This is a genomic window from Sphingomonas sp. T1, from assembly GCF_902506585.1.
Classification (GTDB): Bacteria; Pseudomonadota; Alphaproteobacteria; order Sphingomonadales; family Sphingomonadaceae; genus Sphingomonas; species Sphingomonas aerolata.
The window spans coordinates 2452717-2479296 of sequence record NZ_LR733875.1 but is presented as its reverse complement, the minus strand read 5'-3'; the positions used below and the strand labels follow the sequence as shown (position 1 = coordinate 2479296).

Sequence of the window (26580 nt, the reverse complement as noted above, 5' to 3'; positions counted from 1 at the left end):
GCCGGGACGATGAAATTCGGCGTTACACGGTAAAGTTTAAGAGTTCGAGAGGGCTGTCGCGGGCGTTCAATAGGTGATGCTGACCCAGAGGATGTCGGTGTAGGATCCCGGCTTCAGCTGCGTCTGGCGGGCCGGTGCGCGGGCATAGACGGGAATCGCGGTGCTGGTCGCCACCGCGGTGCTGCTGACGGTGCTGCTGCCATTGGTGCCGTCGCCCCAGACCCTGGAGTGCGCAGGATCGATATAGAGATTGTAGAGCAGCGCCTGGGCGCCGCCGGTCATGGTGCGCGCGCCATAATTGCCATTGCCCGGGCCGATCGCGATGACGACGCTGGTTTCGACGTCGCAGCTGATCGCGATGCTGGTGACGGCATCCTGTGGCGCCGATGCGAACGGATCATAGCGGCCCAGACTCAGTTGCTGCGGACTGACGCTGCAACTGGCTGCCGCTGCCGGCGCCGCGGTCGCGAGTAGCGCGAAGACAAACGCGGCGGTGATCGCGCTGCGACCGGTCATGAGGTGCATGTGAAGGTTCCGAGATCGGGTTGGGTCTGTCCCGCGGGGACGAAGTCGAAGGCGAAAGCGCACCCGCCGCCGGCAAAGGTGGCGGATACGCGATTGCGCGTGGCCAGCCCGGTCAGATAGGCGTCGCCGCCGGGCGCCAGCAGAAAGGCTTCGCCCGCGCCGTTCAGGTGAAGCACGGTGCCGGCGGGAAGCGGGTTGCCGTCCGCACCGACCACCCGGAGCCGCGCATCGCTTGCGGCGCGCGCGCCGAACCGTACCGCGACGCCGCTGCGATCATAGGGCCGCACCGTACGCTTGGTCTCGTCGATGATCGCGTCGAGCGGCAGGTCCTCGGCCTCGATCCGGATATGATTGTCCTGAAACGGCAGCAGCCGCGGGATGACCAGCACGCCCGCCGCGTTCGTGCGGCCGACCAGCTGGTTGTCCGAATAGACGCGGACATTGGCGTAGGGGCCGACACGCACGGTCCCGAAGCTCTGCTCGATCCGGCGTGCGGCGAACACCGCGCCATCGACCGTCGCGACCGATCCGACCAGCTGCAGCCGCCCGCCCGACGCCCCGTTTAGCCGGGTCACCTGCGCATCGATACGGCCGATGCCGCTCTGGGCATTGACCTCTGCATCAAGCCGCTCGATCGCCCCGGTTTCCGCCTGCAGCCGGTATCCGACGCCGTCTCCATAAGGGAGGTTGCGTTGCAGCGTCGTCGTCGCGCCCAGTTCGCCGTCGCGCAGCTGCACGCCGGCGGTGGCGCTCGTCCGCTGGCCGAACGGGACGGTGAGGCGGAACTGCACCGTCGTGTCGCGCGCGCCGGCAAAGCTCCGGCTCGCATTTAGGCTGAGCGCGCCGATCCGACGGAGCCGCATCGACGCATTGGCATTGCCCGACAGGATATCGCCCCGCTGGTCACGGCTGCGGCGCCACAGGACCGAAGCGGTGACCGATCCATAGGGCGTGGGCGTGCCGATAAAGCCGGTCACCGTGCTGCGCGCGCGTCGATAGGCTGTCGAATCGCCGACCGTCGCATAGTCCGCGGTGGTGATCTCGCCATTGCCGCCCAGCGACAGGCCGCGCGTCTGGCGTTCGAATCCGATCCCGAACAGGCCGCCGCCGCCCCGGTCCGAATGGCTGCCCGCGGCCGAGAGCGAGAAGATCCCGACCGCGGGCCACAAGGCGCTGACCTGCATGCTGGTCGCCTGCATCTTGCGGGTGGTTTCGCCATGCGCCTCGACCGTCAGCCGCTCGGTCACGCCGTAACGATGCGTCGCCGACAGGATTGGCGTGCCATAGTCGAAGCTCGCCCGCGTGAAATTGCGCCGCAGCACGCCGATCTCGTACGAGAAATCATGCAGCCCCCGGCGCAGGATCTGCGGCGCGGCATAATAGGATTGCGTCACCCGCGTCTCGCGCCCCAGTGCATCGCGCACCACCAGCTGGATATCGCCGCTGCCATTGACCACCGGGACGTCGGTCAGCGCGAACGGTCCGGACGCGACCGTCTGGCGGTTCTGGAGGATGTTGTTGACATAAAGGTCGACGACCGAGGGGACGGCCGCGCTGCCGTTCAGCGTCGGCAGCGCCATCGTCAGATAGCCTGGCTGCGTCGCGAAATTGGTCGCGAGCTGAAAGCCCGCGAACCGCAGCGCACCGGTCCCGGTGCTGCCGCGCGTCACGCCGTCGCCGATCCGCAGCGATCGCAACCGCGCCGGGTCGTCGATCGTCCAGTTGGTATCCAGCCTGACGAGGCTGCGTCGCCCGTCGCCACTGTTCCCCGTGCCGGCGATGAAGCCCGTCCCCATCGTCCCTGCGCCGCTGAACGCGCCCAGCTCGAACAGGCCGTCGAGCGAAGACGCGCCTGACGCGGTCTGTGCAGACAGGTCGTAATTGAGGAAGCCGCCGATCCCGCTGCGCGTCATCGGCCCGTCGGTCCGGCCCGACAGCAGCGCGCTCGACGGCATGAACAATGCAGCCGGCGCGGTGATCGACAACGTCTGCGTCGCATCGTCGAGGCCGGCGACGAGTCCTTCCGCCGTGTCGAGCCGAAGATAGGTCTCGCCCTCGAACAGCCGCGTATCGTCCTCTTTCAGCACCAGCCGCCAGGCGAGCGCCGCGTCTCCGGTGACGTACAGCGCATCCGCATCGTACAGCACCCAGACCGGATCGGGCTGATCGATGCCGTTGATCCGGATCGCGAGCAACGCCAGACGCAGGTCCGCCGGCGCCGCGGCCTGCCCCGCAGCCGGGATGGGCGCGGGGTCGGCAGCGATGCCGGGCGAACCCGCGGCCAGAAGCACGATTGCCAGACTAGCGCGCGGCCAGATTCGCCGTGACTTCGTGCTCGCCATCGGCGGTGCGGATCGCGAGCGTCAGCGGCGTCCCGGTCGTGAGTTCGGGGTGCTTGCCGATCTCCCATTGGCGCATGCTCTGCGGCAGGACGACGCCCATCGCGTTGCTCAACACGGTCGATGTGCCGCCCGTCCCCGTCCCCGTCCGATGTGCGATGCCGGTGACCTGCGCGATGGCGCCGCCGGTGTTGCGCGCCTCGAGCACGATGTCGCCGGCCGGACGCCGCCAGGCGGTCCAGGCGACGTCAGCCTTGGCGGCCGGATCGGCGACGATATAGAGCGGCAGGTTCAGCTTGACCGCGATGCGCACGCCGTTCGCCGTCGCCGGCCCGGGGATCTCCTGCAGCATCACGCGATAGGCGGCATTGGGCACGCGGTGCCGCACGCCGATGCGGACGAGTTGCGGCGCCCGCGTCGCGGCGGTGAAGATGGGGGGCGACGCGATCAGGTCGTCGGTCGGCGTATAGACGTCCTTGCCGTCGACCTGGGTCCAGCGAAAGGCGGACACCCGGATCGATACCGGTACATCCTCGCCATTGGTGATGGTCAGCGATCCGATCGGGCGGTTGGCGGGCAGGGTGAGCGTGACCGGGCTGACGCGGAAGTTGCTCGCGACCGCATCGCCGGGCAGGGCGATGGCGGCGGCCATGCAAAGACCGGCCGCCGTGAGGCGACCGGTCTGCAAGAGGCTTATAAAGCGCATTGCTTGAAGAGCTTAGTAGTTAACCGTGACCTGGACGACATCCGCATAGGTTCCTGCTGGTATGCCCGTCTGGCCAGCCGGGATGCTGCCGGCCAGCACGATCGGCACAATGGCGCCGGTGCCGGTGCCGGTGATCGGCAAGGTGCCGCCCGTGCCATCACCCCATGGGCTGGTCGTGGTGTTGTCATTGTACAGGACGTAGTTCAGCGGCTGGCCGCCCCCGGCGGTCGAGGTCATCCCGCGCAAGGCCATCGTTGCGCCGGTGCCGGTGCCGATATCTGCCGTTGCGGTCCATCCTGTGTCCATCGTGCACATGACGTTCAGACCACCGGTGCCCGCATGCGCGGCGCCATCGGTCACATCGGCGCCGCCGAACTGCAGGGCGGTCGAGGTGACCACGCAGCTCTCGGTGACTTCAGCGTTGGCGGCGATCGTCGTGCCGGTGGTCTGCGCCGATGCCGGAAGGCCGACGAAAGCGGTCAGGCCAAGCGCGGACGCCAGCGCGAATTGGACGCGCATGTTGTTGATAGCCATTGGTAATTCCCAGGACTGGGCGCAGCAGGACATACCTTGCGCCACTCATGTCGAGCCGTATCTGTCATCAAGAGGCTTCTTGAAAACATGCCGCCTCATCAATGCAGTTCTACGCCAATGGCATTGCGAAGACCTGAACAAATGTACAATATTTCTCACGTAGATCTACGTGGACATGCATGGCCTTGCCTTGGGATAATCGTCGATCATTGCCGTACATCATGACGCATCATGGTAAACGGAATGAGTTTCGATGGTTAATACTAGGTGAAAGACTGAATGCTGGCAAGGCGTGCAGTGCGCAGGGGCGCCACATGCCCCGGGATTGCGAAGATCGCGGCCCGGGCACCGGCTCATAGGGCTGGCCGTCACCGTCGCGCGGCCATTCCTATAGCGCCAACGCCTCCTATATCCCGTCGGCACCCTGCTGACCGGACGCAGCTTTCGCGCATCCCGGCCGGCCAACCGACGCGGATCGCCGCGTGAGAGGACAGCATGACAGAGTATAAGAAGACCGACGCCGCGCTCGCCAAGCTGACGCCCGAGCAATATTACGTCACGCAGGAAAGCGGCACCGAGCGGCCCGGGACGGGATCCTATCTCAACACCCGCGAACCCGGGCTCTATGTCGACATCGTCTCGGGCGAACCGCTGTTCGCGTCGGCCGACAAGTTCGACTCGCACTGCGGCTGGCCGAGCTTCACCAGGCCGATCACCCCCGCGCATGTCGCCGAGCTGCATGACCGCAGCCACGGCATGGTCCGCACCGAGGTCCGCTCGGCAGGCGCGGACAGCCATCTGGGGCATGTCTTCGAGGACGGGCCGCGCGACCGCGGCGGGCTGCGCTACTGCATCAACTCGGCCGCACTCCGTTTCGTCCCGCGCGACGCGATGGAAGCCGAGGGGTATGCGGACTATCTCGATCAGGTCGACGCCGCAGGCGCGTGACGGAACGGCCGGCCGCTCGCGCGGCCGGCCACCCCGTGGGTCAGGCGAGCGTCAGGCCGACATCGACATTGCCGCGCGTGGCGTTCGAATAGGGGCAGATCTGGTGCGCGGTATCGACCAGCTTCTGCGCCTGCTCGCGGTCGAGACCCGGCAGCGCGACGGTCAGATCGGTGGTGATGCCGAACCCGCCCGCACTGCGCGGACCGATGCCGACCTTGGCGGTCACCGACACATCGTCGGGCAGCTTCACCTTCAGCTGCTGCCCGGCGACCTTCAGCGCGCCAATGAAGCAGGCCGAATAGCCCGCCGCGAACAGCTGTTCCGGGTTGCTCCCGTCACCACCGGCACCACCGAGCTCCTTGGGCGTCGACAGGGCCACCGCGAACCGGCCGTCCTCCGACCGTGCCTGACCGTCACGACCGCCGGTGGCGGTTGCCGTGGTGCTGTATTTCACATCGACCGACATGCTGAATCTCCTATTTGCTTATCGCGATAAACAAATAGGAGCGCGTGTCGCCGCTGTCCAGAGCCGCACGTGCGCGCCACCATCGACAATCCTGCTCGCAACTGACGGCGGTCAGCGCACCTCGGCGCGGAGCGTCGCGCGGACGCCGCGATGCGCGCGGTCATATTCGACGATCGAATGCAGGCTCTGCGCCATCGCGCGGATCAGCTTGGTGCCGAGCCCCGTACCGCGCGGGGTGGCGTCGGCGGGCATTCCGCAGCCATCGTCCTCGACCGCCAGCAGGAACTGGCCGTCGTCGGTCTGCGACAGCGTCACGCGGACCTCGCCCGATCCCGCGGGATAGGCGTATTTGCAGGCATTGGTGACGAGTTCCGTGACAATGACGCCCAGCGACACCGCGCGATCGGTCGCCAGCCGGATCGGTTCGGCGACCAGCCGCAACGCGCGTGGCAGCGCCTCGCTCGACCAGGTCTCCGCCAGTTCGTCGACCAGCGCGCCGAGATATTCGCGCATGTCGACGCTCTCGACATCGTTGCTCGTATACAGGCGGCGATGGACCTGCGCGATCGCCTGGATCCGCCGTTGCGTATCCTCGAGCGCCTCGCGCGCGGCCGGGTCGGTCAGCGCGCCGGCCTGCAGGCTGACCATCGCCGAGACCAGCTGCAGCGAATTGGCGACGCGGTGGTTCACCTCGCCAAGCAGCGCCTCGAGCCGCGCATTGGTCGCGCGCAGATCGGCCTCGGCGACGGCCTTGGCCTGTTGCAGCACCGATCGCGCGCCGACCTGTTCGAACGCCGCATCGAGCAGCTCGAAAAACTCCTCGCCGACGGTCTTCACGACATAGTCGGCCGCGCCCGCCTTCAGCGCGGCGACCGCGATCCGTCCCTCGTCTGACCCGGTGACATAGACGACGGGCGGCGCATCCGGCAGCGCGCGCAGCACGTTCAGCGTCTCAAGCCCGTCCATCCCGGGCATGTAATGATCGACCGCGATCAGGTCATACGGTTCGGCGCGCGCCATCGCGATGCCGTCCGCGCCCGACTCGGCCAGCGTCATATGGTACCCGCGACGCTCCATCGCGCGCCCGACCAGCCGCCGGATACCCGCATCGTCATCGATATAGAGAACGCGTTTGCCGGTCATTCAACTCTCGGCCGAGGGGACCTGGATCACCGACAGGAACAGGCCGAGCTGGCGGATCGCCTGGGCAAAGCTCTCATAATTCACCGGCTTGGTGATATAGACGTTGCAGCCGAGATCATAGCAGCGCTGGATCTCGACCTTGTCGTCGGTGGTCGTCAGCACGACGACGGGCGCGCGTCGGAGCGGGCTGCCCTCCGCCTTGATCCGCGCGAGGATGTCGGTGCCGCTCATGTCTGGCAGGTTGAGGTCGAGCAGGATCAGCGCGGGGCCGCTCTTCGCCGGACCGTCGGCCGCATCGAACAGGAAGTCGAGCGCGGTCGTGCCATCGGTGAAGTGGCGGATATCGTTGAGGATGCCCGCACGACGGATGTTCTTCTCGATAAGGCGCGCATGGCCCTCGTCATCCTCGATCATCACGATGCCGACGGATTTGTGATCGTTCATGCCACGGGATCCTGTAACCTGAGGTCGAAGGGAAGGTTGAGCCGGAAGGTCGCGCCTTCGCCGAGCGTCGAGACCACGTCGATCGTCCCGCCGAGCCGATAGGCCAGCGCGCGGACATGCGCGAGGCCGATGCCCTCGCCGGGCTGGTCCTGTGGCCCGGCACGCCGGAACAGGTCAAAGACGCGCTGGTGATCGCCCGGCGCGATCCCGCGGCCATTGTCGATGACCGACAGGATCACGCGGTTGCGTTCGCGCGTGCTGGCAAGCCGGATCGTGCCCGGCCGCCCGGGCTGGAGATATTTGGTCGCATTCTCGATCAGGTTCGACAGGATCTGCTCGAGCGCGAGCCGGTCGGTGACGAGTACGGGCAGCGGTCGGTCGATCGTGACGGTCGCGCCGCGATCGTCGATCAGGTGCTGGATCGACGCGACGATCGCGTCGCCGACGGCGGCCGGGTCGACCGGTTCGGGGGTGATCGACCGCCGCCCCTCGCGCGACAGCTTCAGGATCGCGTTGATCAGCCGGTCCATCTTCTGCGTCGAGGCGCGGATGAAGCCGATCGCCTCGGGCAGGTCCTCGCGCGCGGCGATCCGCGCCTCGGGCGTGACGATCTCCGGCGCGATCGCCTCCGCCCGGTCGATCAGCGCCGCCAGCGGCGCGGCGGCCTCGGCCAGCTCCGCGGTAAAGCCCATCACGTTGACGAGCGGCGAGCGCAGGTCGTGGCTGACGATATAGGCGAAACGCTGGATCTCGTCATTCGCCCGGCTGAGATCCGCGGTCCGTTCGACCACCTGATCCTCGAGCGTCTCGTTGAGCAGGTGCAGCCGGTCGCGCGACGCACCGAGATCGGCGGTGTAGCGCCGGATCACCAGGATCGCGAGAATCGCCACGACGAGCAGCAGCAGCGCCGCGATGCCCGCCACCGACAGGAACAGCATGTTCGACCGTTGCTGGCGGTCACTGCGGATTTCGAGCAGGCGAACTTCCTCGGCAGCCATCGCCCGCAGCCGGTAGCGGATGCTGCGCATCAGCGGAACGCTCGCATCGACCGTGAACCGGCGTTGCGCCTCGCCGATCCGGCCCGCGTCGACCAGCGCGATCGACTGCGTCCGCAGGCTGCGCAACTGGCCCACCCGCGGTTCGATCAGGTCGAGCCGCGCGGTCTGGCGTGGATTGTCGTGGGTCGAGGAACGCAGCGCCGTCAGCGCCGGCGCGAGCCGTTGGGCCGTCGTCTCATAGGCCGTCGAGAACAGGGGCAGGCCGGTCAGAAGATAGCCGCGCCGCGCGGTTTCCGACTGCTCCATCTCGACCTGCAACGTGGCGATCGCCTGGCGGACGTCCTGCGTATGAAGAATATCGGCGGTGTAGCGCGCGTTACGTACCGTGATCCAGCCGATCGCGACCGCGGCAGCGGCCAGCGCGACGAAGCCGAGCGTCATGAACGCGACCAGCCAGCGGGCGATGCGCCCTTCCGACTGGGGGAGTTTCAAGCTGATACGCGCCATATGCGACCCGTCTAGGATACCGCCTATCGTTACGCCAGCGATACTGACGGACGGCGGCCGGAGAGGGTGGATACCGGCGGCTGCGCGACGGCGATTGCGAGGATCGGGGCGTCCGGCCGCGCCGGATGGGCATCGACACCGGCCCGCCAGGGTGGGGCCGGCGCCAGCGCCGACCCCGTTATGTCTTAGTTGCTGTCGGAGTTGTTGTCGTCGTCGATCGCGAGATACAGCGCGCCGCCCACGGCGACGGCAGCGACGGCGACGATGACCAGACCGGCACCGGCAACCTTGTTCTTCTTGGCAGTCGGCGATGCAGCGCGCACCGACTTGGCGACCGACAGCGACGCTGCGGAATTTGCAGCAGCATTCGCCGCGACGGGCATGGCCGAGACGGCAACGGCAGCAGCCGTGAGAAGGATCTTACGCATGAGAACAACTCCGTAACTTTATGAGAAGAGCGCACAGTATAGGCGTTTGTATTAAAAATGAAGCAACGTCTAAACCAATCGGGGGCAATTATCGGTCGCCGACCGTGACCCTAGGGCAACAGTTTTCGGGTGCTGGCCTTGCCAACGCGGCGGTCGCCACTGTGCCGCATCGATCGCGGGATTGGCCGAGACCCGGAGATCGCAATCGCGATCGGTCGGGATGGCCATCAAGATCACGGATCATCATGACCCGGTGATATCGTCGTCATGGTTCGACTTTGGCAGGCCCTCTAACCCGCCCGACAAGGCGAGACCGCTGCCGTTCGAGCGGATGACATCGCTACGCCGTTCGTTTGCTCAGTTGCTGTCCGAATCATCGTCGTCGCTCGAGGCGAGCAGAATGGCGCCGCCCACGATGACAACCGTTGCCAGCAGGGGGACGATCAGGCTCGGACCGGCAAGCTTGGTCTTCCTGACGGTCTGCGTCGATACACGCACCGACTTGGCGACAGACAATGGCGCCGCTGCGTTGGTGGCTGCATTCGCGGTGGCCGGCATCGTAGCGATTGCAAATGCTGCAGCAGTGACGATGAACTTGCGCATGAAGGGGTCTCCACTTCACCGAAGGAGACACGATCATAGTTCAATTCACGAATAATATAAACGTGCGCAATGTTTTGGTACGTATTATATGTATCCGCCGCGAAGTCGCGCTAAAGCAACAGTTCCTGCGCGCTCGCCTTGCCGACACGGCCGCCACCACTGCGCCGATCCATCTCGTGATTGGCGGTGAAGCGGATATCGGGATCGCGATCGGTCAGGAATGCCATCAGGGTCTCGTGATCCAGTTCGGACCATTCCTTGCCGCGGTCGGGACCATAGCGCACGCGCGGGATGAGCCCGGGATCGCGCGACCATTCGATCAGTTGCGCCAGGCTCGCCTCGTTGAGCATGTCGCGCAGATGGAAGGCGGTGACATAGGCGTCGGGAAAGGCACGATGCGCGGGCAGGCCGCGCTCATGCTCCATCCCCGCGGGCTTGCGCCAATAGCGCAGCACCTGGTTCGAGAAGCTCGGCGAATCGGGCCACAGCCGTAGCGCGCATTTCCACGTGCAGATCCATTCGGCGTCGCGCGTCAGCGCGGGAGTACAGAATTTCTGTTCGAAATCGGCGCGGTGCGCGGCCAGCGCGAGCCGTCGCGGCCAGGGATCGAGCACCTGACGTGCACAATCATGCCACAAGGGCGCATCGGCGACATGCTCGTCGAGAATATGGTGGATCGCCTGCGTTACCGGCGGAATCAGCCGGCCGGGATTGACCAGCAGGCTGCCGCCCTCGCCGTAGATTTCCCAGCGCCCGTCCTCGCCCAGCGCGACGTCCTGCCAGCCGATCTCGCACACGCCGTGCGCGGGGGGAGCCGATCCGGTGGTCTCGAGGTCGATGACCCGGATCATCTGCGGCTGGGGCTTGGGCTTTGCATAAGATGGCGCCATGACTGCCATGTGGGGACAAAAGCGCGGCTAATCCAGCGCGTATGCACCATCCCGGTCGATATCGACCTCGCGCACGCCGCGCCGCTGGCGCGCACGGTCGACGAGCGTGCGCAGCCCTTCGCGCCGGTCGCGCGCCATCGGCACGTCGCGCAGGACGAATTCGCCGCCGCCGGTCGTGCGATCGGTCGACGTCAGCACGATCGTGCCGATGTCGGTCATCTGGTTGAGCAGCGAATAGCCGAGCCGGACGTCCTTGATCCGGTAGAGCTCGATCTCGTCGATCGTCTTGAACAGGATGCCGCGCTTCACGATCAGCCGCTGGTCGGTGATCTCGAAGGTCGTGCTCCGGTTCCGGAGCCAGCGCAGCCCGATCAGCACGAAACCCACGCCGACCAGGCAGGTCAGCAGCGTTCCCCAGCCGGCAAAGCTGCCGAGCAGCCAGCGCCGCGTGCTGGACCGGAATTCGTCGATGGGTCGCTCCACGCGGCACTCCTTGGGATGATGGCGGAGGGTAGGGTCGCGCGGCCCCGAGTCAATCGCCGCGCGCGGTACGCGCGGGGATCAGGCCCGCGTCACGCCGCAGGCCGCGAGATGCGCGTCGACCGCCGCGAGCAGGTTGGCAAGCGCGTCGTCGGTGCGTGCCTCGGCGCGCACCGTCAGCATCGCCTGCGTGTTCGACGCGCGCAGCAGCCACCAGCCCTCGGGCGTGGTGACACGCGCGCCATCGGTCAGATCGACCACCGCGCCCTCGCGCGCCAGCCGTGCGACGACCGCGTCCACCACCGCGAATTTCTCCGCGTCGTCGACCGGAAAGCGCAGATCGGGCGTCGCGACCAGCGCCGGCATCGCATCGTGCAGCGCGGTCAGCGACTGTCCCGACAGATGCACCGCGCGAATGAGGCGGACCGCGGCATAGGCGGCGTCGTCGAACCCGTAATAGTCGCCGGCGAAGAACAGGTGCCCGCTCAGTTCGCCGCCGAGCGGGGCGCCGGTGCGCGTCATCGCGGTCTTCATCAGGCTGTGTCCGGTCGGCGCCATCACCGCCTCGCCGCCAAGCGCGGTGATCCGGTCGAACAGTGCCTGGGACGACTTCACGTCCGCGACGATCGATGCGCCGGGATGCTCGCGCAGCGCGGGCTCGACCAAGATGGAGAGGATCTGATCCCCCCAGATCACCCGCCCGAGCGCGTCGACCGCACCGATCCGGTCGCCATCGCCGTCAAAGGCCAGTCCGAAGTCGAGGTTGTTTTTCGTGACGAGCCGCTTCAGATCGGCAAGGTTGGATTCTTCGGTAGGATCTGGATGATGATTGGGAAAATTGCCGTCGACTTCGGCGAAGATCACATGATGCTCACCCGGGAGCAGCTTGACCAGCGCCTCGATCACCGGGCCCGCGGCGCCGTTGCCCGTATCCCAGCCGATCCGGAAGGCGCCGCCGGCATAGCCCGCCATCAGCCGGCCGACATAGGCGTCGCGCAGGTCGACGGTGGTAACCACGCCGGCGCCTTCGCTCCACGCGCCCGACGCGGCAAGCGCGGCAAGATCCTGGATGTCGTCACCGAAAAATGGGGCGTGACGCAATACCATCTTGAAGCCGTTATACTCGGCGGGATTATGGCTGCCGGTTACGTGGATGCCGCCATCCACTTCTAGCGTCGCCTCGGCATAATAGAGCATCGGCGACGGGCCGAGACCGATCCGGACGACGTCGACGCCGCCCGCGACCAGCCCCGCGACAAGCGCCGCCTCGAGTGCGGGGGAGGACAGGCGGCCGTCATAGCCGACCGCCACGCGGGTGCCGCCGATGCCGCGCACGCGCGTCGCGAACCCCCGGCCGATCGCGGTGGCGTCCGCAGGGCCGAGGCTTTTGCCGACGATCCCGCGAACGTCATATTCGCGCAGCGCGCTGGGGTCGAACTGATGCGTCATACGTCTCTGTGTCGGCTTATCGCGTGCGTTTGAGCAGCAGGTCGCGCGCGGCGTTCACCCGCCGCGTGAGGTCGGTCGAGCCGCCGCGGTCGGGATGGACCGAGGCGATCAGCCGCCGGTGCGCGCTGCGGACCGCGTCGGCATCCGCGTACGCGTCGATCCCCAGGATCGCGCGCGCTTCCGCCTCGTCGGTCACCACGCGCTGTTTCGGCTTGGGGCGCAGATACCGCCAGGCCAGCCAGATCAGCAGCGCGGTGGCGATCCACGTCACGCCGCGGCCCTGCGGCGGACCGTGGTGCGGTCCGTCATGCAGCGACATCCGACACGGGGCCGGGCGACGACGGCGCGGCGGCGCGCGGCGCGGTTTCGGCGACCAGCTCGGGCAGCTGCAGCGCCGCCATCATCTCGCGCAGTTCCTGGCGCGCGGCGACGTGTGCCAGCCCCATGCCGCCGAATTCCTTCGCATCGATCATCGTCAGCCCGGCGGGGAACATCTCACGGTAGATGACGCGCTCGCCGAGCCCCGGAATGATCCGGAACCCGACCCGCTTCGACAGCTGGACCAGAGCATCCGAGACGCGACGCATGTTGCGCGCTTCGATATGCTGGAGGCGGTTGCGCAGCACGACCCAGTCGATCGTCGTCCCGTCCGCGCGCGCACGCTGCTTGCGCGCGTCCCAGATCAGCTCGGAATAGAAACTCGGCCGCGTCACCTGGAAGGTTTCGGGATCGACCTGCCCGATCAGGTCGAAATCGACGAAGCTGTCGTTCATCGGCGTGACCAGCGTGTTCGAGAGCGCGGCGGCGGTGCGCGCAAACGGATCGTCGCGGCCGGGCGTGTCGACGACGAGGAAATCCGACTCCGCGCACAGCGAATGCCACAGATCCTCGAACTGGTCCTCGGTCTGCGCCGACAGCGTCGCGTGACGCGGCATCGGCAGCGCGGAGCCGGTGCGCTTGATCGTCTCGGCGCGGTTGTCGAGATAGCGGCCGACGGTGCGCTGGCGGTGGTCCAGGTCGAGACAGGCGACGCGCGCGCCCCTGGCGGCCAGCGCGATCGCGACATGGACCGCGGTCGTCGATTTGCCCGTGCCGCCCTTCTCGTTGGCGAACACGATGACGTGCGTCGAAGCGTGAGGGGAATCCGGGCCCGTGGCCAACGCGCGTTTCCTTATTGATCGTGAGTGACGCCCTTCATAGAAGCCGCGACCGTACTTATCGAGTGGGAGTTTCACGTGGACACCGTCAGGGACCTGAATATGCTGCGCGAAAGCGTCGCCGCGTTCCGCGCGGCCGGCCAGCGCGTCGCGCTCGTCCCGACGATGGGGGCGCTCCACGCCGGCCATGTCGCGCTGATCGAGGCGGCGAAACGCCCGGGAACGAAGGTCGTCGCGTCGATCTTCGTGAACCCCAAACAGTTCGGCCCGAACGAGGATCTCGCGCGCTATCCGCGGCGCGAGATGGCGGACATCAGGCTGCTGAACGAGGTCGGCTGCGACCTGCTCTGGGCGCCGGGCGTCGAGGTCATGTATCCCGACGGCTTTGCCACCAAAGTCAGCGTCGCCGGGGTGAGCGAGGGCTTTGACGGGGCCGCGCGTCCCGGCCATTTCGATGGTGTCGCGACCGTCGTCGCCAAGCTGTTCAACCAGGTCGGCGCGGATGCCGCCTATTTCGGTGAAAAGGACTTCCAGCAGCTCGCCGTCATCCGCCGGATGGTCACCGATCTCGACTTCGCGATCGAGATCGTCGGCGTCCCGACGCAGCGCGACGATGACGGCCTCGCCATGTCGTCGCGCAACATCTATCTCGACGACGACCAGCGCCGGCAGGCGGTCGCGCTGCCGCGTGCGCTCGGCGTCGCCGCGCGCGCGATCGCCCGCGGCGAGGATGTCGCCGCCGTGCTCGACGACGCCCGGACCGCGCTGGTCGGCGCGGGCTTCGCGATCGACTATGTCGCGCTCGCGGATGCCGAGACCCTCGTCGAGCAGACGGGGGCGGAACAGCCCGGCGCGGGCCGCCCGCGGCGCCTGCTGGCGGCGGCGCGGATGGGCACGACCCGGCTGATCGACAATATCGCGGTCGACTAGGCAATCCTACGGAATGCCCCGTTAACCATTGTGCAGGCCGAGTCGGTCCAGTCTGTCGGCAGGAACAGCGGGGACCGACAATGGCTGGCAGGCTCAAGACCAAGAATTTCCTGATCGAACGGCGCCTTGCCGATGCCGCGCGCGGCGACGGGCGGGCGTGTTACGAACTCGGGATGGTGTATTCGACCGGCACCGCGGGCGTCGTGCTCGACCTGATCGAGGCGCATAAATGGTTCAACCTGGCGGCGGTGTCGGGCAATCACGCGGCGCAGGAATGCCGCGCGCAGATCGCCGAAGACATGAGCCCGCGCGACATTGCGGTGGCGCAGCGCGCCGCGCGCGACTGGATGCAGTTGACGCAGCGCCGCGCGGCGTAAGCCTTCTGTCTGAATCCTCCCCCTGACGGGGGAGGATCAGGGCGTTATTCGGCTGCGGCCTTCTTCTTGGGCGCTGCCTTTTTCGCAGGCGCCTTCTTGGCCGGCGCCTTCTTCGCCGGAGCCTTCTTCACCGGCGCCGCCTTCGCCTCCCCGTCCTTGGCCGCCGCGGCCTTGGCCGGTGCCTTCTTCGCCGCGGGCTTCTTGGCGGGCGCCTTTTTCTTCTTCGTCGCAGGCGCCGCCGCGGCCCGCGCGTCGATCAGCGAGGCCGCTTCCTCCAGCGTCAGCTGGTCCTTCTCGATCGACTTGGGCAGCGTCGCATTCGTCGTGCCGTCGGTGACATAGGGGCCGTAACGCCCCTCCATCAGCTTGATCTCCGCCTCGGTGCGCGGATGGTTGCCGAGCACCTTGAGCGGCGCCTGCGCCCCGCGCGCGGTGCGACCGCCGCCGGCCGCCGCTTCGGCCAGCTTGACGACCGCCGCGTTCATGCCCGTTTCGAACACGTCCGCGGTCGTGGTGAGACGCGCATATTTGCCCTGATGCTTCAGATATGGCCCGAACTTGCCGATCGTCGCGATGATCGGCTCGCCGGTCTCGGGGTGATTGCCGACCGTCCGCGGGAGCGAGAGCAGCTTGACCGCCCATTCGAGGTTGAGCTCGCCGATATCCTTCGGGATCGACGCCATCTTGCGATCCTCGCCCTCGCCGATCTGCAGATACGGGCCGAAGCGTCCCGACTTGCGCTCGATCGGCTGGCCGGTGTCGGGATGCGTACCGAGCGTCGACGGACCCGCATCCGCCTCGGCGTCACCTCCGGGCTGCGCGAAGCGGCGGGTGTACTTGCACTCGGGATAGTTGGAACACGCGATGAACGCGCCGAACTTGCCGCCGCGCAGTGCGAGCTGCCCCTCGCCGCAATTCGGGCAGAGCCGCGGATCGCCGCCGTCCGCCTTGGCGGGGAACAGGTAGGGCGCGAGGAAGGTGTCGAGTTCGGCGGTGATCGCGCTGGGCTGCTGCTCCATCACCTCGGAGGTGCGCGGCTTGAAATCGCGCCAGAACGCGTCGAGTACCGACTGCCACTGCGCGCGGCCGCCCGACACGTCGTCAAGTTCCTCCTCGAGCTCGGCGGTATAGTCGTAGCCGACATATTTCTCGAAGAAGCGTTCGAGGAACGCCGTCACCAGCCGCCCGCTCTCCTCGGCGAAGAAGCGGTTCTTCTCGATCCGCACATAGGCGCGGTCCTTCAGCGTCTTGATGATCGAGGCATAGGTGGACGGGCGACCGATGCCGAGCTCCTCCATCCGCTTGACGAGGCTGGCCTCCGAGAAGCGCGGCGGCGGCTGCGTGAAGTGCTGCTCGGCGTCGACCTTCTTCTTGGCCGGCGCATCGCCCTCCTTCATCCGTGGCAGGCGACGTGCGTCCTCGTCCTGCGTGTCGTCGGCGCCTTCCTCGTACAAGGCGAGATAGCCGGGGAAGAGCACGACCTGACCGGTCGCGCGCAGGATGTTGCGCCCCGTGCCGTCGGCCATCTCGACCGTCGTGCGCTCCATCCGTGCCGACGCCATCTGACTGGCGAGCGCGCGCTTGAAGATCAGGTCGTACAGCCGCGCATGATCGCCGCCGCCGGCCTTGTCCTTGCCGAAATCGGTCGGGCGGATCGCCTCATGCGCTTCCTGCGCGTTCTTGGCCTTTGACTGGTACTGGCGCGGCTTGTCGGGGACGTAGCTCGCGTCGAAGCGGTTCGCGACCGCGAGGCGTGCGGCTGAAATCGCGCTGCCGTCCATCTGCACGCCGTCGGTACGCATATAGGTGATCGCGCCGTCCTCGTAGAGGCCCTGCGCGATCCGCATCGTGTGATCGGCGGAGAAGCCGAGCTTGCGCGACGCCTCCTGCTGCAGCGTCGAGGTCGTGAACGGCGGCGGCGGGTTGCGCGTGGCGGGCTTGGTCTCGACCGTCTGAACCGAGAAATTGCCGTCGAGCACCGCCTGCTTGGCACGCAGCGCGTCGCCCTCGTTGCCGATCGACAGCCGGTCGAGCTTGTTGCCCTCGAACTGCGTCAGGCGCGCCTGGAAGGCGGTGCCGTCATGCTCCATCTCGGCGGTGACGGACCAATATTCCTGCGGCTTGAACACGTCGATCTCGCGCTCGCGCTGAACGATCAGGCGCAGCGAGACCGACTGGACGCGACCGGCGGACTTGGCGCCGGGCAGCTTGCGCCACAGCACCGGCGAAAGCGTGAAGCCGACGAGGTAATCGAGCGCACGGCGGGCGCGGTACGCATCGATCAGATCGTCGTCGAGCTCGCGCGGGTTCTTCATCGCCTCGGTGACGGTCGCCTTGGTGATCGCGTTGAAGGTGACGCGTTCGACCTCCTTCGGCAGTGCCTTGCGCGCGCGCAGTACCTCGCGGACGTGCCACGAAATCGCCTCGCCCTCGCGATCCGGATCGGTCGCGAGGATCAGGCGGTCGGCGGTCTTGGCGAGATCGGTGATCGCTTTCAGCTGCTTCGACTTGTCGGCGTAATTCTCCCATGTCATCGCGAACTGGTCGTCGGGATCCACCGAGCCGTCCTTGGGCGGCAGGTCGCGGACATGGCCGTAGCTGGCCAGCACGCGATAGTCGCTGCCGAGATACTTCTCGATGGTTTTGGCCTTGGCAGGCGATTCGACGATGACAAGCTGCATGGGGAAACCGGGATCCTTACGTGTACGCGTACGAGGGTGACGGCGTTCGGGTGGTGCCGTCAAGCAGGCGCTTGGTCGGCATGAATGCGCCAGATAGGGCGCCCGCGCCCGTTTGTCAGAGGCGGGGCGGGCGCGGTGGCGGCATCGCGGTGCGCGATCGCGGGCGCGGATCGTGCAGGCCGGATGGCGTCCCCGCCCGGGACTGGTCGAAGTGATGTCGGTAGAGCATATGCTGGATAATTGATCCAAATCAGGTTAATTGTTGGTGTAAGATCGCATCGATCGGCGCTTATTTCGGCGGATTGCATGACATATCAGGGCCCTCTGCCACGCTGCACCGCCCCCGACCGGGAAAGCGCGTCCTGCCGCGCCGCGACGTTGACCAGTGTCCGGTTGGATCCGGCGGGCGTCGCATGACCCCCGCGGCACTTGTCCTCGCGCAACGCAAATGCGCGGTGCTGGCGCGACGGATCGCGACGCTGCGGCGGGCCGCGCTGCGTACGACCACGCCGCTCCTGATCGAGTGCGACCAGCGCGAACTCGACGGACTGATCGCGACGATCGAGCGGGCCTGCGACGATGCGGACGCGCTCGCCCGGAAACAGCGCGCGGCGATCGCGCTGGCGCTGGCGACCACCGGCGCCGCGCCTAGCCGGCGGACCCGGCCCAGATCAGGCTGACCCGCCCGCCCGCATGCCGTTCCAGCCGGCCGGCCAGTTCGAGTTCGAGCAGGATCAGCTGGACGATCGCGGGCGCCCGGCGCGACTGGCGGACGAGTTCGTCGACCCCGACGGGCACGGGGCCGAGCAGGTCGGCAACCGCGCGCCGGTCGGCCTCGCTCGCATCGTCGAGATGCCCGCCGCCGGTGTCCTGCCCGGTATAGGCGTCGACGGGCGAGCGGACCGAGCGGCTGTCGAACGGGCGGATCTGTTCCAGAATGTCCGCGGCCGACTGGACCAGCGTCGCCCCCTCGCGGATCAGCAGGTTGCACCCCTGCGCACGCGGATCGAGCGGGCTGCCGGGCACCGCCATCACCTCGCGTCCCTGCTCGGCGGCGAGCCGCGCGGTGATCAGCGAGCCCGATTTGGGCACCGCCTCGACCACCACCGTCCCGATCGAGAGCCCTGCGATGATGCGGTTGCGCGACGGGAAGTTGCGCGCCTTGGGTTCGGTCCCGGGCGGCTGTTCGGCGAGCAACAGGCCGTGCGCGGCGATCGCGTCCTGCAGCGCGGCGTTGTCGGGCGGATAGGCGATGTCGATACCGCTCGCGATCACGCCGATCGTGCCGCCGGATCCGGTTCCCGTGCCGTTCTTCCCGAGCGCACCGACATGCGCGGCGGTGTCGATGCCGCGGGCGACGCCCGACACGACCGTCGTGCCCGCCTCGGCCAGCGCATGCGCGAGTTCGCGCGCGAAACGGCAGGCGGCGGCCGACGCGTTGCGCGCGCCGACCATCGCGATGCACGGCCGTGTCGCATGCGCGATGTCGCCGCGCAGGATCAGCACCGGCGGCGCGGTCTCGGTCTCGGCGAGCAGGCGGGGGTAATCGGGGTCGTCGACAAAGAGGTAGCGGGCGCCGAGCCGCGCCGTCGCCGCCATCTCGCGGTCGACCAGCGTCCGGTCCGCGACCCGAGGGACGCGCCCGCCGCCGCGTGCGGCCAGCGTCGGCAGCGCGTCGATCGCGGCCTGCGCGCTGCCGAAGCGCGCGATCAGCTGGCGATAGGTGACCGGTCCGATCCCGGTCGTACGGATGAGCCGAAGTCTGGCGACCGCGGTGTCAGCCACCACGCGGCCGGCTGGTGCCACCGATCCGCGGCTCGGTCCCGGCGAGCAGCCGCTGGACGTTCTCGCGGTGTTTCCACCCGACGATCAGCGCGAGCGCGAGGAGCAGCAGGACCAGATCCGTGCGCCCGAACAGTGCGGCGGCGAGCGGTGCGCTGAACGCCGCGGCGATGCCCGCGACCGACGAGATCCGCAGCGTGGCGAGCAGGCCGAGCCACACCACCGCATAGACCAGCCCGAGCGGCCAGTGGAGCGCGACGACGATTCCCATCAGCGTCGCGACGCCCTTGCCGCCGCGGAACCGCAGCCAGACCGGGTAGCAATGGCCGATAAAGGCGCCGGCGGCCGCGAGCAGCGCGTTGCCGGGAAACAGATGCGCGACCAGCAGCACCGCGACCAGCCCCTTGGCCATGTCGAGCAGCAGCGTCGCCGCGGCAAGGCCCTTGCGCCCGGTCCGCAGCACGTTGGTCGCGCCGATATTGCCCGATCCAATCGTCCGCAGATCGCCCGCGCCGCCCAGCCGCGTCAGGATGACGCCGAACGGGATCGACCCCAGCAGGTAGCCGAGCGCCAGCGACAGCGTTGGCGCGACCCAGAATATGTCCGTCTGCAAGAAAGCTCCCCCGTTCCGTCCCGCTATAAACGACCCGCGGCGGACGGCAAATCCCGCGTCCGTGGGCGTCGCGGGGCGCGTCCGGGCACCTCCACCCCGTCATCCTGACGAAAGTCAGGATCCAGAGCCACGCAGGACGACGCCCGTAACTCTGGATCCTGACCTTCGTCAGGATGACGGGCGGTTGCGCGCGGATGGCCGACGCGATGAGCCGCGCACATCCTTCCACTTCGCCCCCCCACTCGGCCAGGCTGTCACCCGCCACCGATACCGCCTAAGGCGCGGTGATGGACGTTCGCCCCATCCTGTTCTTCGATTCCGGCGTCGGCGGCTTGTCGATCGTCGGCCCCGCGCGCGCCGCCCTGCCGGACGCGCCGTTCGTCTATGCCGCCGACTCGGCCGGCTTTCCCTATGGCACCAAGAGCGAGGCGGAGATCGCCGCGCGCGTACCGGTGCTGCTCGGGCGGCTGGCGGAGCGGTATCGGCCGCGGCTGATCGTGATCGCGTGCAACACCGCGTCGACGATCGCGCTGCCGGTGGTGCGCGCCGCGCTCGACCTGCCGGTGGTCGGCACCGTCCCCGCGATCAAGCCCGCCGCCGCGCTCTCGGTGACGCGGACGATCGGCGTGCTGGGGACCGAGGCGACCGTGCGCCAGGTCTATGTCGACGATCTCGCGGCGCGGTTCGCGGCCGACTGCACCGTCCTGCGCCACGGCTCGGCGGCGCTGGTCGAGATGGCGGAGGCCAAGCTCCACGGCCGCGCGGTCGCGCCCGATCGCTATGCCGCCGTCCTCGACGGCCTGTTCGCGCAAGCGGGCGGCGAGGCGATCGACGTGATCGTCAACGCCTGCACGCATTTTCCGCTGGTCGCCCCCGAGCTTGCCGCCGCCGCTGGGGCGCGGGACATCCGCTTCGTCGATGGCGGCCCCGGCATCGCGCGCCGGATCGTCCACCTGATGCACGGTCAGTCCTGGGCCGGCGCCGGTGCAGGGGTCGCGGTCTTCACGCGACTCGGCCCCGACGAGCAGGCGCTCGCTCCCGCGCTCGCCCGGCACGGGTTCACCCGGATGGAGCAGCTCTGACGCGCGGCTTGGGACAATATGCCCGCTTGCGTCATGCGCGCAGCATGGCAATGTTCTAGAAGGACGAGGAAAGCGATCACCGTAACAACGGTATTGCGCTGGATAAGACGGAAAGCGAGGCGTAGTGCCCCAGGTCATGATTACGGATGTCTCCACGACGGCCGACGGCATTGCGGGCCCACGAGTCGATTATTCGCGCGTCTTCACGCAGGCGATCGACCGCCTCCATGCCGAGGGCCGCTACCGCGTCTTCATCGATATCCTGCGCAACAAGGGCGCGTTTCCGAACGCACGCTGCTTTGCCGGGCATAACGGACCCAAGCCGATCACCGTCTGGTGCTCGAACGATTACCTCGCCATGGGCCAGCACCCCAAGGTGATCGCGGCGATGGAAGAGGCGCTGCACGATGTCGGTGCCGGCTCCGGCGGCACGCGCAACATCGGCGGCAACACGCATTACCATGTCGACCTGGAAGGCGAACTCGCCGACCTGCACGGCAAGGAAGCGGCTTTGCTGTTCACCAGCGGCTATGTCTCGAACGAGGCGACGCTGGCGACGCTCGCCAAGGTTCTGCCGGGCTGCATCATCTTCTCGGACGAACTGAACCACGCGTCGATGATCGCGGGGATCCGCAATTCGGGCTGCGAGAAGCGCGTGTTCCGGCACAACGACCTCGCGCATCTCGAGGAGCTGCTCGCCGCCGAGGACCCGAGCGCGCCGAAGCTGATCGCGTTCGAGAGCGTCTATTCGATGGAAGGCGACATCGCGCCGATCTCGGCGATCTGCGATCTCGCCGATCGCTACAACGCGCTGACCTATTGCGACGAAGTCCATGCGGTCGGGATGTACGGCGCACGTGGCGGCGGCATTTCCGAACGTGATCAGGTCGCGCACCGGATCACGATCCTCGAGGGGACGCTCGGCAAGGCGTTCGGCGTGATGGGGGGCTATATCGCCGCCGATCGAACGATCGTCGACGTGATCCGCAGCTATGCACCGGGGTTCATCTTCACGACCTCGCTGTCGCCGGTGCTCGTCGCGGGCGTGCTCGCCAGCGTCCGGCATCTGAAGGCGTCGAGCGTCGAGCGCGACGGGCAGCAGGCGTCGGCCGCGATGCTGAAGGCGATGCTGAAGGATGCCGGGCTGCCGGTGATGATCGGCGACACGCATATCGTGCCCTTGATGGTCGGCGATCCGGTCAAGGCGAAGAAGATCAGCGACGTGCTGCTCGCCGAATACGGCGTGTACGTCCAGCCGATCAACTATCCGACCGTGCCGCGCGGTACCGAGCGGCTGCGCTTCACGCCCGGCCCCGCGCATACCGAGGCGATGATGCGCGAACTGACCGACGCGCTGGTCGAGATCTGGAGCCGTCTGGACCTGCGCAAGGCGGCCTGAGCCGGACCGGCCTATAGTGCCGCCGCCGCGAGGGTCAGGACACCGAGCCCCAGCGACAGCGGCACGCGCAGCGCCATCCACCCCGGCGGCGCGATCCCCGCGCGGACCAGCGCCCGGTCGACGAGCAGCGCGCCGATCAGGCTGATCCCGAGCACCACCAGCGACGGCCCCGGCCAGCGCAGCCCGACCATCCACGGCCAGGCGGTCACCAGCGCGATCAGCGACGGCGCGACGCTCGCGAACCACAGCCAGCGCGGTGCGCCCTCGGTGCGCGCGGCAAGTCCCCACCACAGCCCGCCGAGAAAGCTGAGAATCAGCGCGGCATAGGCATAGGCGACCGCCAGCGCGGAAAACCGGCTCGCAGGGTCGTTGCCGAGCAGCAGCGCGACCGCGCCGATCTGCGGCAACAGCCCCGACAGCCCGAGCAGCCGCGCGATCGGTGGAATGCCACCGGAGGGCGCGGGCGCGGGTGTCATCAGACCCGCGCGACCACGCCGGTCGCGACGACCGGACCGGTCGGCAGCCCGGTCGGCGAGCCGCCCAGCGGTTCGATCGAGATCGCCAGCGTCGCGCCCGGCGCGATCCGGCCGCGGTCCGCGCCCCGCGGCGCCAGCACCGTCGGCCGCGCGGCGAGCAGCCCGAGCGAATGCGGCACGCCGTCGCCGCCGATCACCCAGAGCTGCGCGACACGCGCATCGGGCACGCCCGGCCCGGCCGCGACGCGCAGCGCCCCGGTCGCCGGGTCGTAGACCGCGGCGACGGGCGACTTGGCATCGCCCAGCATCGCGACGAGCACGCTGCTCGGCCGCGCCGCCGGAATCGGCTGCGACACCGGCGGCGCCGACCGCGGCTCGACCGCGATGAACAGCAGCAGACAGGCGGCGATCGCGCTGCTCGCCGCCGCCAGCCACGGCCAAGGCGACCGCGCCCCGCTGCGGAGCGTGGTCACGCCGTCGGTCGCACGACCCGATTGGCGGGTGAGGGCGTCGAGACTCGTCTCGACCCGCGCCGCGAGCTGCGGTGGTGCGTCATGCTCGGGCCACAGGTCGAACAGCGCCGCGAACTGCGTGCGCCACCATTCGACATCGGCGGCGAAACCGGGTTCGGCGAGCAGGCGACGCACCGCCGCGGCCCGCTCGTCGCCCTCGAGCAGGCCCAGGGCGAATTCGCCCGCAAGCGGATCACGATCAGCCACCGAGGCAATCCTTCAATCGGGCCAGCCCGCGCCGCACCCAGCTCTTCATCGTCCCGAGCGGCACCGCGCGACGCAGCGCGAGCTCGGCATAGGTCACGCCATCGAAGAACGCGGTCCGGATCACGTCGCGCTGCTGCTGCTCCAGACCCTCGAGACAGGCGTGCAACCGCCGCGTCGCCTCGTCGTCGAGCAGCAAGGCCTCGGCGCTCGGCTGCGGGTCGGCAATGTCCGGCGCATCGTCGATCGGCGAGGCGCGGCGGACGCCCTGTGCGCGCTGCCAGTCGATCGCACGGTTGCGCGCGATCGTCGCCAGCCAGGTGATCGGGCTCGCACGACCGGGTTCCCAGCCGCCGGCGCGCTTCCAGATCGTGAGATAGACGTCGTGCAGCACATCCTCCGCGGCTTGAGCATTGCCACAGATACGCAGGGTGATCCCGAAAAGCTTCGCCTGGGTCAGCGCATAAAGCTCGCGAAAAGCGTCACGGTCTTCCTCGCCGGTCCGGATCAGGACGCTCGAGAGATGGGCGCGGGCGGCATCCGCCTGGGGCTTGGACAGGGTCACGCGGCCGACACTAGCGCGTTGATCCGCGGCGACAATAGCCTTCGCCCGTCTTGACCGTCAGGCAATCGGTCTTGCCGGCCAGATATTTCAGACCCGTCGCGTCGCCGTTCGTCGGCCGCAGGATCTCGCGCACGCCGTCGCGCGTGAAGACGATCGTGTCGCCCACCGCGCGCGCGTCGAACACCGCCTTGTGGTCGAGGTCCCACTGCATCGCGAGCCGGAACTGCCCCGGTTCGCCCGCCGGCGTCACGTCGAGGACCATGCCCTCGACGCCGATCCACCGCCCGGACAGGTCGCGCGTTGGCTCTGCCACCACTTTTTCCGGCCGCGTTGTCTCGGTTGCGCCCGCCGACGTCATGCTCGCATCGCCGCGCGTCTCGGGTGCCGGGCCGGAACAGGCGGCGAGGACGAGGGCGGCAGTTAGGGCGAGAGCTTTCATGGGGATCTCTTTGCAGGCGGCAGGGCGGTCATTGCAATCCTCCCCCTGGCGGCGGAGGATCGTCACGCTCTATGCGCCGCCTTCGCGAACAGGTGTGGCAAATCCCGGCTCGGCTCGGTAAAGGGCTGGGCACCCGATCCCCCGTCACAGGATTACGCCAGGTGCGCATCGCCATCGCGTCCGATCACGCCGCCGTTTCGTTGAAAGCGGTGCTAGCCGCGTGGCTGCGCGAGGCAGGGCACGACGTGCTCGACCTTGGCCCCGAAGGCACCGCAAGCGTCGATTATCCCGATTACGGGTTCAAGCTCGCCTCGGCGATCGCCGACGGTCGCGCGGAACGCGGGATCGCGCTGTGCGGATCGGGCATCGGCATCTCGATCGCCGCCAACCGCAATCCCGCCTGCCGCTGTGCGCTCGTTTCCGAGCCGCTGTCGGCGAGTCTTGCACGCATCCATAACGACGCCAATGCCATCGCGATGGGCGCCCGCCTGATCGGTGAGGAAATGGCCAAGGCCTGCGTCGAAGCCTTCCTGACCGCCGATTTCGCCGGCGGCCGTCATCAACTCCGTGTCGACAAGCTAAAGGTCCCCGCATGAGCACCCAGCCCAATACGCTCCATGACGTCCAGCCGGACGGCTTCTTCACCCGCGGCCTCGCCGATGCCGATGCCGCCGTCTTCGCCGGCGTCGAGGCGGAGCTCGAGCGCGAGCAGACCCAGATCGAGCTGATCGCGAGCGAGAACATCGTCTCCAAGGCGGTGCTCGAGGCGCAGGGCTCGGTCTTCACCAACAAATATGCGGAAGGCTATCCGGGCAAGCGCTATTACCAGGGCTGCGCGCCGTCGGACACGGTCGAGACGCTCGCGATCGAGCGCGCCAAGCAGATCTTCGGTTGCGGCTTCGTCAACGTCCAGCCGCATTCGGGCGCGCAGGCGAACGGCGCGGTGATGCTCGCTTTGGTCAAGCCCGGCGACACGATCCTCGGCATGAGCCTCGATGCCGGCGGCCATCTGACCCACGGCGCCAAGCCCGCCCAGTCGGGCAAGTGGTTCAACGCGATCCAGTACGGCGTCGACGCCACCACGCACCTGATCGACTATGACCAGGTCGAGGCGCTGGCGGTCGAGCATCAGCCGAAGCTGATCATCGCGGGCGGCTCGGCCTATCCGCGCGTCATCGACTTCGCCCGCTTCCGCGCGATCGCGGACAAGGTCGGCGCCTATTTCATGGTCGACATGGCGCATTTCGCCGGGATCGTCGCGGCGGGGCTTCACCCGACACCGTTCGGTCACGCGCATGTCGTGACCACGACCACGCACAAGACGCTGCGCGGTCCGCGCGGCGGCATGATCATGACCAACGACGAGGCCATCGCGAAGAAGATCAACTCGGCGGTGTTCCCGGGGCTTCAGGGCGGGCCGCTGATGCACGTGATCGCAGCCAAGGCGGTCGCGTTCGGCGAGGCGCTCCAGCCCGACTTCAAGAGCTATATCGCCGCCGTCGTCGAGAATGCGAAGGTGCTCGCGGCGACGCTCAAGGAGCGTGGCTCGGACGTCGTTTCGGGCGGCACCGACACGCATCTCGCGCTGATCGACCTCACCCCGCTCGGCATCACCGGTCGCGATGCGGACGAGGCGCTCGAGCGTGCAGGGATCACCTGCAACAAGAACGGCATCCCCAACGACCCGTTGCCGCCGATGAAGACCAGCGGCATCCGCGTCGGCACCCCTGCCGGCACGACGCGCGGCTTTGGCCCCGCCGAGTTCCGCGAGATCGGCAACATGGTCGCCGACGTGCTGGACGGGCTCGCGAAAAAGGGCGAGCATGGGGACCCGCAGGTCGAGGCGGACGTTCGGACGCGTGTTCGCACGCTGTGCGCGCGCTTCCCCATCTATCAAGGATAA

At 67.9% G+C, this 26580-nt stretch carries 30 protein-coding genes; 8 read left to right on the top strand and 22 right to left on the bottom strand.

The annotated features are described in order from the left end of the window. Nucleotides 1-66: 66 nt before the first annotated feature. From GV027_RS11150 to GV027_RS11135, 4 genes are all read right to left on the bottom strand, one after another. Nucleotides 67-525: a Csu type fimbrial protein gene (locus tag GV027_RS11150; protein WP_159511921.1), complete on the bottom strand. Its 459-nt coding sequence runs from the start codon at nt 523-525 to the stop codon at nt 67-69. Beyond that, nucleotides 513-2816: a fimbria/pilus outer membrane usher protein gene (locus tag GV027_RS11145; RefSeq protein ID WP_159511920.1), complete on the bottom strand. Its 2304-nt coding sequence runs from the start codon at nt 2814-2816 to the stop codon at nt 513-515. The genes GV027_RS11150 and GV027_RS11145 overlap by 13 nt, the downstream gene beginning before the upstream one ends. Before the next feature lie 10 nt (nt 2817-2826). Next, nucleotides 2827-3516, bottom strand: a complete 690-nt coding sequence (locus GV027_RS11140) for a fimbrial biogenesis chaperone (protein WP_159511919.1) — start codon at nt 3514-3516, stop codon at nt 2827-2829. Nucleotides 3517-3582: 66 nt separating this feature from the next. Beyond that, nucleotides 3583-4104 carry a Csu type fimbrial protein gene (locus GV027_RS11135; protein ID WP_052380908.1) on the bottom strand — a complete coding sequence of 174 codons (522 nt, stop codon included), beginning with the start codon at nt 4102-4104 and terminating at the stop codon, nt 3583-3585. A 495-nt stretch (nt 4105-4599) separates the two neighbouring features. Between GV027_RS11135 and msrB the strand changes: the two genes are divergently transcribed. Then, entirely contained in the window at nt 4600-5052 is a 453-nt protein-coding gene (gene msrB, locus GV027_RS11130) for a peptide-methionine (R)-S-oxide reductase MsrB (RefSeq protein WP_159511918.1), read from the top strand. Between the two features lie 40 nt (nt 5053-5092). Here the strand turns inward: msrB and GV027_RS11125 are convergent, their stop codons facing one another. From GV027_RS11125 to GV027_RS11075, 11 genes are all read right to left on the bottom strand, one after another. Beyond that, nucleotides 5093-5518, bottom strand: coding sequence for an organic hydroperoxide resistance protein (locus tag GV027_RS11125; protein ID WP_159511917.1), 426 nt, complete (start codon nt 5516-5518; stop codon nt 5093-5095). A 111-nt stretch (nt 5519-5629) separates the two neighbouring features. Then, nucleotides 5630-6661 carry a sensor histidine kinase gene (locus GV027_RS11120; protein WP_056673507.1) on the bottom strand — a complete coding sequence of 344 codons (1032 nt, stop codon included), beginning with the start codon at nt 6659-6661 and terminating at the stop codon, nt 5630-5632. Beyond that, nucleotides 6662-7105 carry a response regulator gene (locus GV027_RS11115; RefSeq protein ID WP_031394819.1) on the bottom strand — a complete coding sequence of 148 codons (444 nt, stop codon included), beginning with the start codon at nt 7103-7105 and terminating at the stop codon, nt 6662-6664. Further along, complete coding sequence (locus tag GV027_RS11110) at nt 7102-8610, bottom strand: sensor histidine kinase (protein ID WP_159511916.1); 1509 nt, start codon at nt 8608-8610, stop codon at nt 7102-7104. The genes GV027_RS11115 and GV027_RS11110 overlap by 4 nt, the downstream gene beginning before the upstream one ends. Before the next feature lie 185 nt (nt 8611-8795). Continuing rightward, nucleotides 8796-9038 carry a hypothetical protein gene (locus GV027_RS11105; RefSeq protein ID WP_031394821.1) on the bottom strand — a complete coding sequence of 81 codons (243 nt, stop codon included), beginning with the start codon at nt 9036-9038 and terminating at the stop codon, nt 8796-8798. A 357-nt stretch (nt 9039-9395) separates the two neighbouring features. Then, complete coding sequence (locus tag GV027_RS11100) at nt 9396-9641, bottom strand: hypothetical protein (RefSeq protein WP_159511915.1); 246 nt, start codon at nt 9639-9641, stop codon at nt 9396-9398. A 110-nt stretch (nt 9642-9751) separates the two neighbouring features. Beyond that, entirely contained in the window at nt 9752-10531 is a 780-nt protein-coding gene (locus tag GV027_RS11095; protein ID WP_159511914.1) for an exonuclease domain-containing protein, read from the bottom strand. A 27-nt stretch (nt 10532-10558) separates the two neighbouring features. Then, nucleotides 10559-11014: a PH domain-containing protein gene (locus GV027_RS11090; protein ID WP_031440476.1), complete on the bottom strand. Its 456-nt coding sequence runs from the start codon at nt 11012-11014 to the stop codon at nt 10559-10561. 78 nt (nt 11015-11092) lie between these two features. Continuing rightward, a complete protein-coding gene (pgmG, locus tag GV027_RS11085) occupies nt 11093-12460 on the bottom strand; it encodes a phosphoglucomutase/phosphomannomutase PgmG (protein WP_159511913.1) in 1368 nt (455 codons plus the stop codon). Between the two features lie 16 nt (nt 12461-12476). Continuing rightward, nucleotides 12477-12731, bottom strand: coding sequence for a J domain-containing protein (locus GV027_RS11080; protein WP_159511912.1), 255 nt, complete (start codon nt 12729-12731; stop codon nt 12477-12479). Nucleotides 12732-12765: 34 nt separating this feature from the next. Then, nucleotides 12766-13620 (bottom strand): division plane positioning ATPase MipZ, encoded by an 855-nt coding sequence (locus tag GV027_RS11075; RefSeq protein ID WP_236559179.1) that lies wholly within the window; start codon nt 13618-13620, stop codon nt 12766-12768. Between the two features lie 75 nt (nt 13621-13695). Between GV027_RS11075 and panC the strand changes: the two genes are divergently transcribed. Further along, complete coding sequence (panC, locus tag GV027_RS11070; protein ID WP_159511911.1) at nt 13696-14547, top strand: pantoate--beta-alanine ligase; 852 nt, start codon at nt 13696-13698, stop codon at nt 14545-14547. Nucleotides 14548-14627: 80 nt separating this feature from the next. Continuing rightward, the gene (locus GV027_RS11065; RefSeq protein ID WP_159511910.1) at nt 14628-14924 is read left to right on the top strand and encodes a sel1 repeat family protein; all 297 of its coding nucleotides are present in this window, start codon (nt 14628-14630) and stop codon (nt 14922-14924) included. A gap of 44 nt (nt 14925-14968) precedes the next feature. Here the strand turns inward: GV027_RS11065 and topA are convergent, their stop codons facing one another. Continuing rightward, a complete protein-coding gene (gene topA, locus GV027_RS11060) occupies nt 14969-17605 on the bottom strand; it encodes a type I DNA topoisomerase (RefSeq protein ID WP_159511909.1) in 2637 nt (878 codons plus the stop codon). A 413-nt stretch (nt 17606-18018) separates the two neighbouring features. On the opposite strand from topA, the gene GV027_RS11055 reads away from it, so the two are divergent. Then, on the top strand, nt 18019-18285 hold the full coding sequence (locus GV027_RS11055; RefSeq protein WP_159511908.1) for a hypothetical protein: 267 nt from the start codon (nt 18019-18021) through the stop codon (nt 18283-18285). On the opposite strand, the gene dprA is transcribed toward GV027_RS11055, so the two are convergent. Beyond that, nucleotides 18254-19390 (bottom strand): DNA-processing protein DprA, encoded by a 1137-nt coding sequence (gene dprA / locus GV027_RS11050; protein ID WP_159511907.1) that lies wholly within the window; start codon nt 19388-19390, stop codon nt 18254-18256. The genes GV027_RS11055 and dprA overlap by 32 nt on opposite strands. After that, entirely contained in the window at nt 19383-20000 is a 618-nt protein-coding gene (gene plsY, locus GV027_RS11045; RefSeq protein WP_159511906.1) for a glycerol-3-phosphate 1-O-acyltransferase PlsY, read from the bottom strand. Before plsY ends, dprA begins: the two co-directional genes overlap by 8 nt. Nucleotides 20001-20287: 287 nt before the next feature. On the opposite strand from plsY, the gene murI reads away from it, so the two are divergent. Next, nucleotides 20288-21082 (top strand): glutamate racemase, encoded by a 795-nt coding sequence (murI, locus tag GV027_RS11040; RefSeq protein ID WP_159511905.1) that lies wholly within the window; start codon nt 20288-20290, stop codon nt 21080-21082. Between the two features lie 136 nt (nt 21083-21218). Then, the gene (gene hemA / locus GV027_RS11035; RefSeq protein ID WP_042466797.1) at nt 21219-22481 is read left to right on the top strand and encodes a 5-aminolevulinate synthase; all 1263 of its coding nucleotides are present in this window, start codon (nt 21219-21221) and stop codon (nt 22479-22481) included. 11 nt (nt 22482-22492) lie between these two features. Here the strand turns inward: hemA and GV027_RS11030 are convergent, their stop codons facing one another. Genes GV027_RS11030 through GV027_RS11015 form a run of 4 tightly spaced genes read right to left on the bottom strand, consistent with a single transcriptional unit; the run spans nt 22493 to nt 24677 of the window. Further along, nucleotides 22493-22957 carry a DUF3429 domain-containing protein gene (locus GV027_RS11030; protein ID WP_107045449.1) on the bottom strand — a complete coding sequence of 155 codons (465 nt, stop codon included), beginning with the start codon at nt 22955-22957 and terminating at the stop codon, nt 22493-22495. Then, nucleotides 22957-23676, bottom strand: coding sequence for an anti-sigma factor (locus tag GV027_RS11025; RefSeq protein ID WP_236559178.1), 720 nt, complete (start codon nt 23674-23676; stop codon nt 22957-22959). Before GV027_RS11025 ends, GV027_RS11030 begins: the two co-directional genes overlap by 1 nt. Next, complete coding sequence (locus GV027_RS11020) at nt 23669-24238, bottom strand: sigma-70 family RNA polymerase sigma factor (protein WP_031441039.1); 570 nt, start codon at nt 24236-24238, stop codon at nt 23669-23671. The genes GV027_RS11025 and GV027_RS11020 overlap by 8 nt, the downstream gene beginning before the upstream one ends. A gap of 10 nt (nt 24239-24248) precedes the next feature. Beyond that, nucleotides 24249-24677, bottom strand: coding sequence for a hypothetical protein (locus GV027_RS11015; protein ID WP_159511904.1), 429 nt, complete (start codon nt 24675-24677; stop codon nt 24249-24251). Between the two features lie 161 nt (nt 24678-24838). Here GV027_RS11015 and rpiB point away from each other — a divergent pair, with 161 nt between their 5' ends. Then, a complete protein-coding gene (gene rpiB, locus GV027_RS11010; RefSeq protein ID WP_159511903.1) occupies nt 24839-25273 on the top strand; it encodes a ribose 5-phosphate isomerase B in 435 nt (144 codons plus the stop codon). Further along, complete coding sequence (locus tag GV027_RS11005; protein WP_159511902.1) at nt 25270-26580, top strand: serine hydroxymethyltransferase; 1311 nt, start codon at nt 25270-25272, stop codon at nt 26578-26580. The genes rpiB and GV027_RS11005 overlap by 4 nt, the downstream gene beginning before the upstream one ends.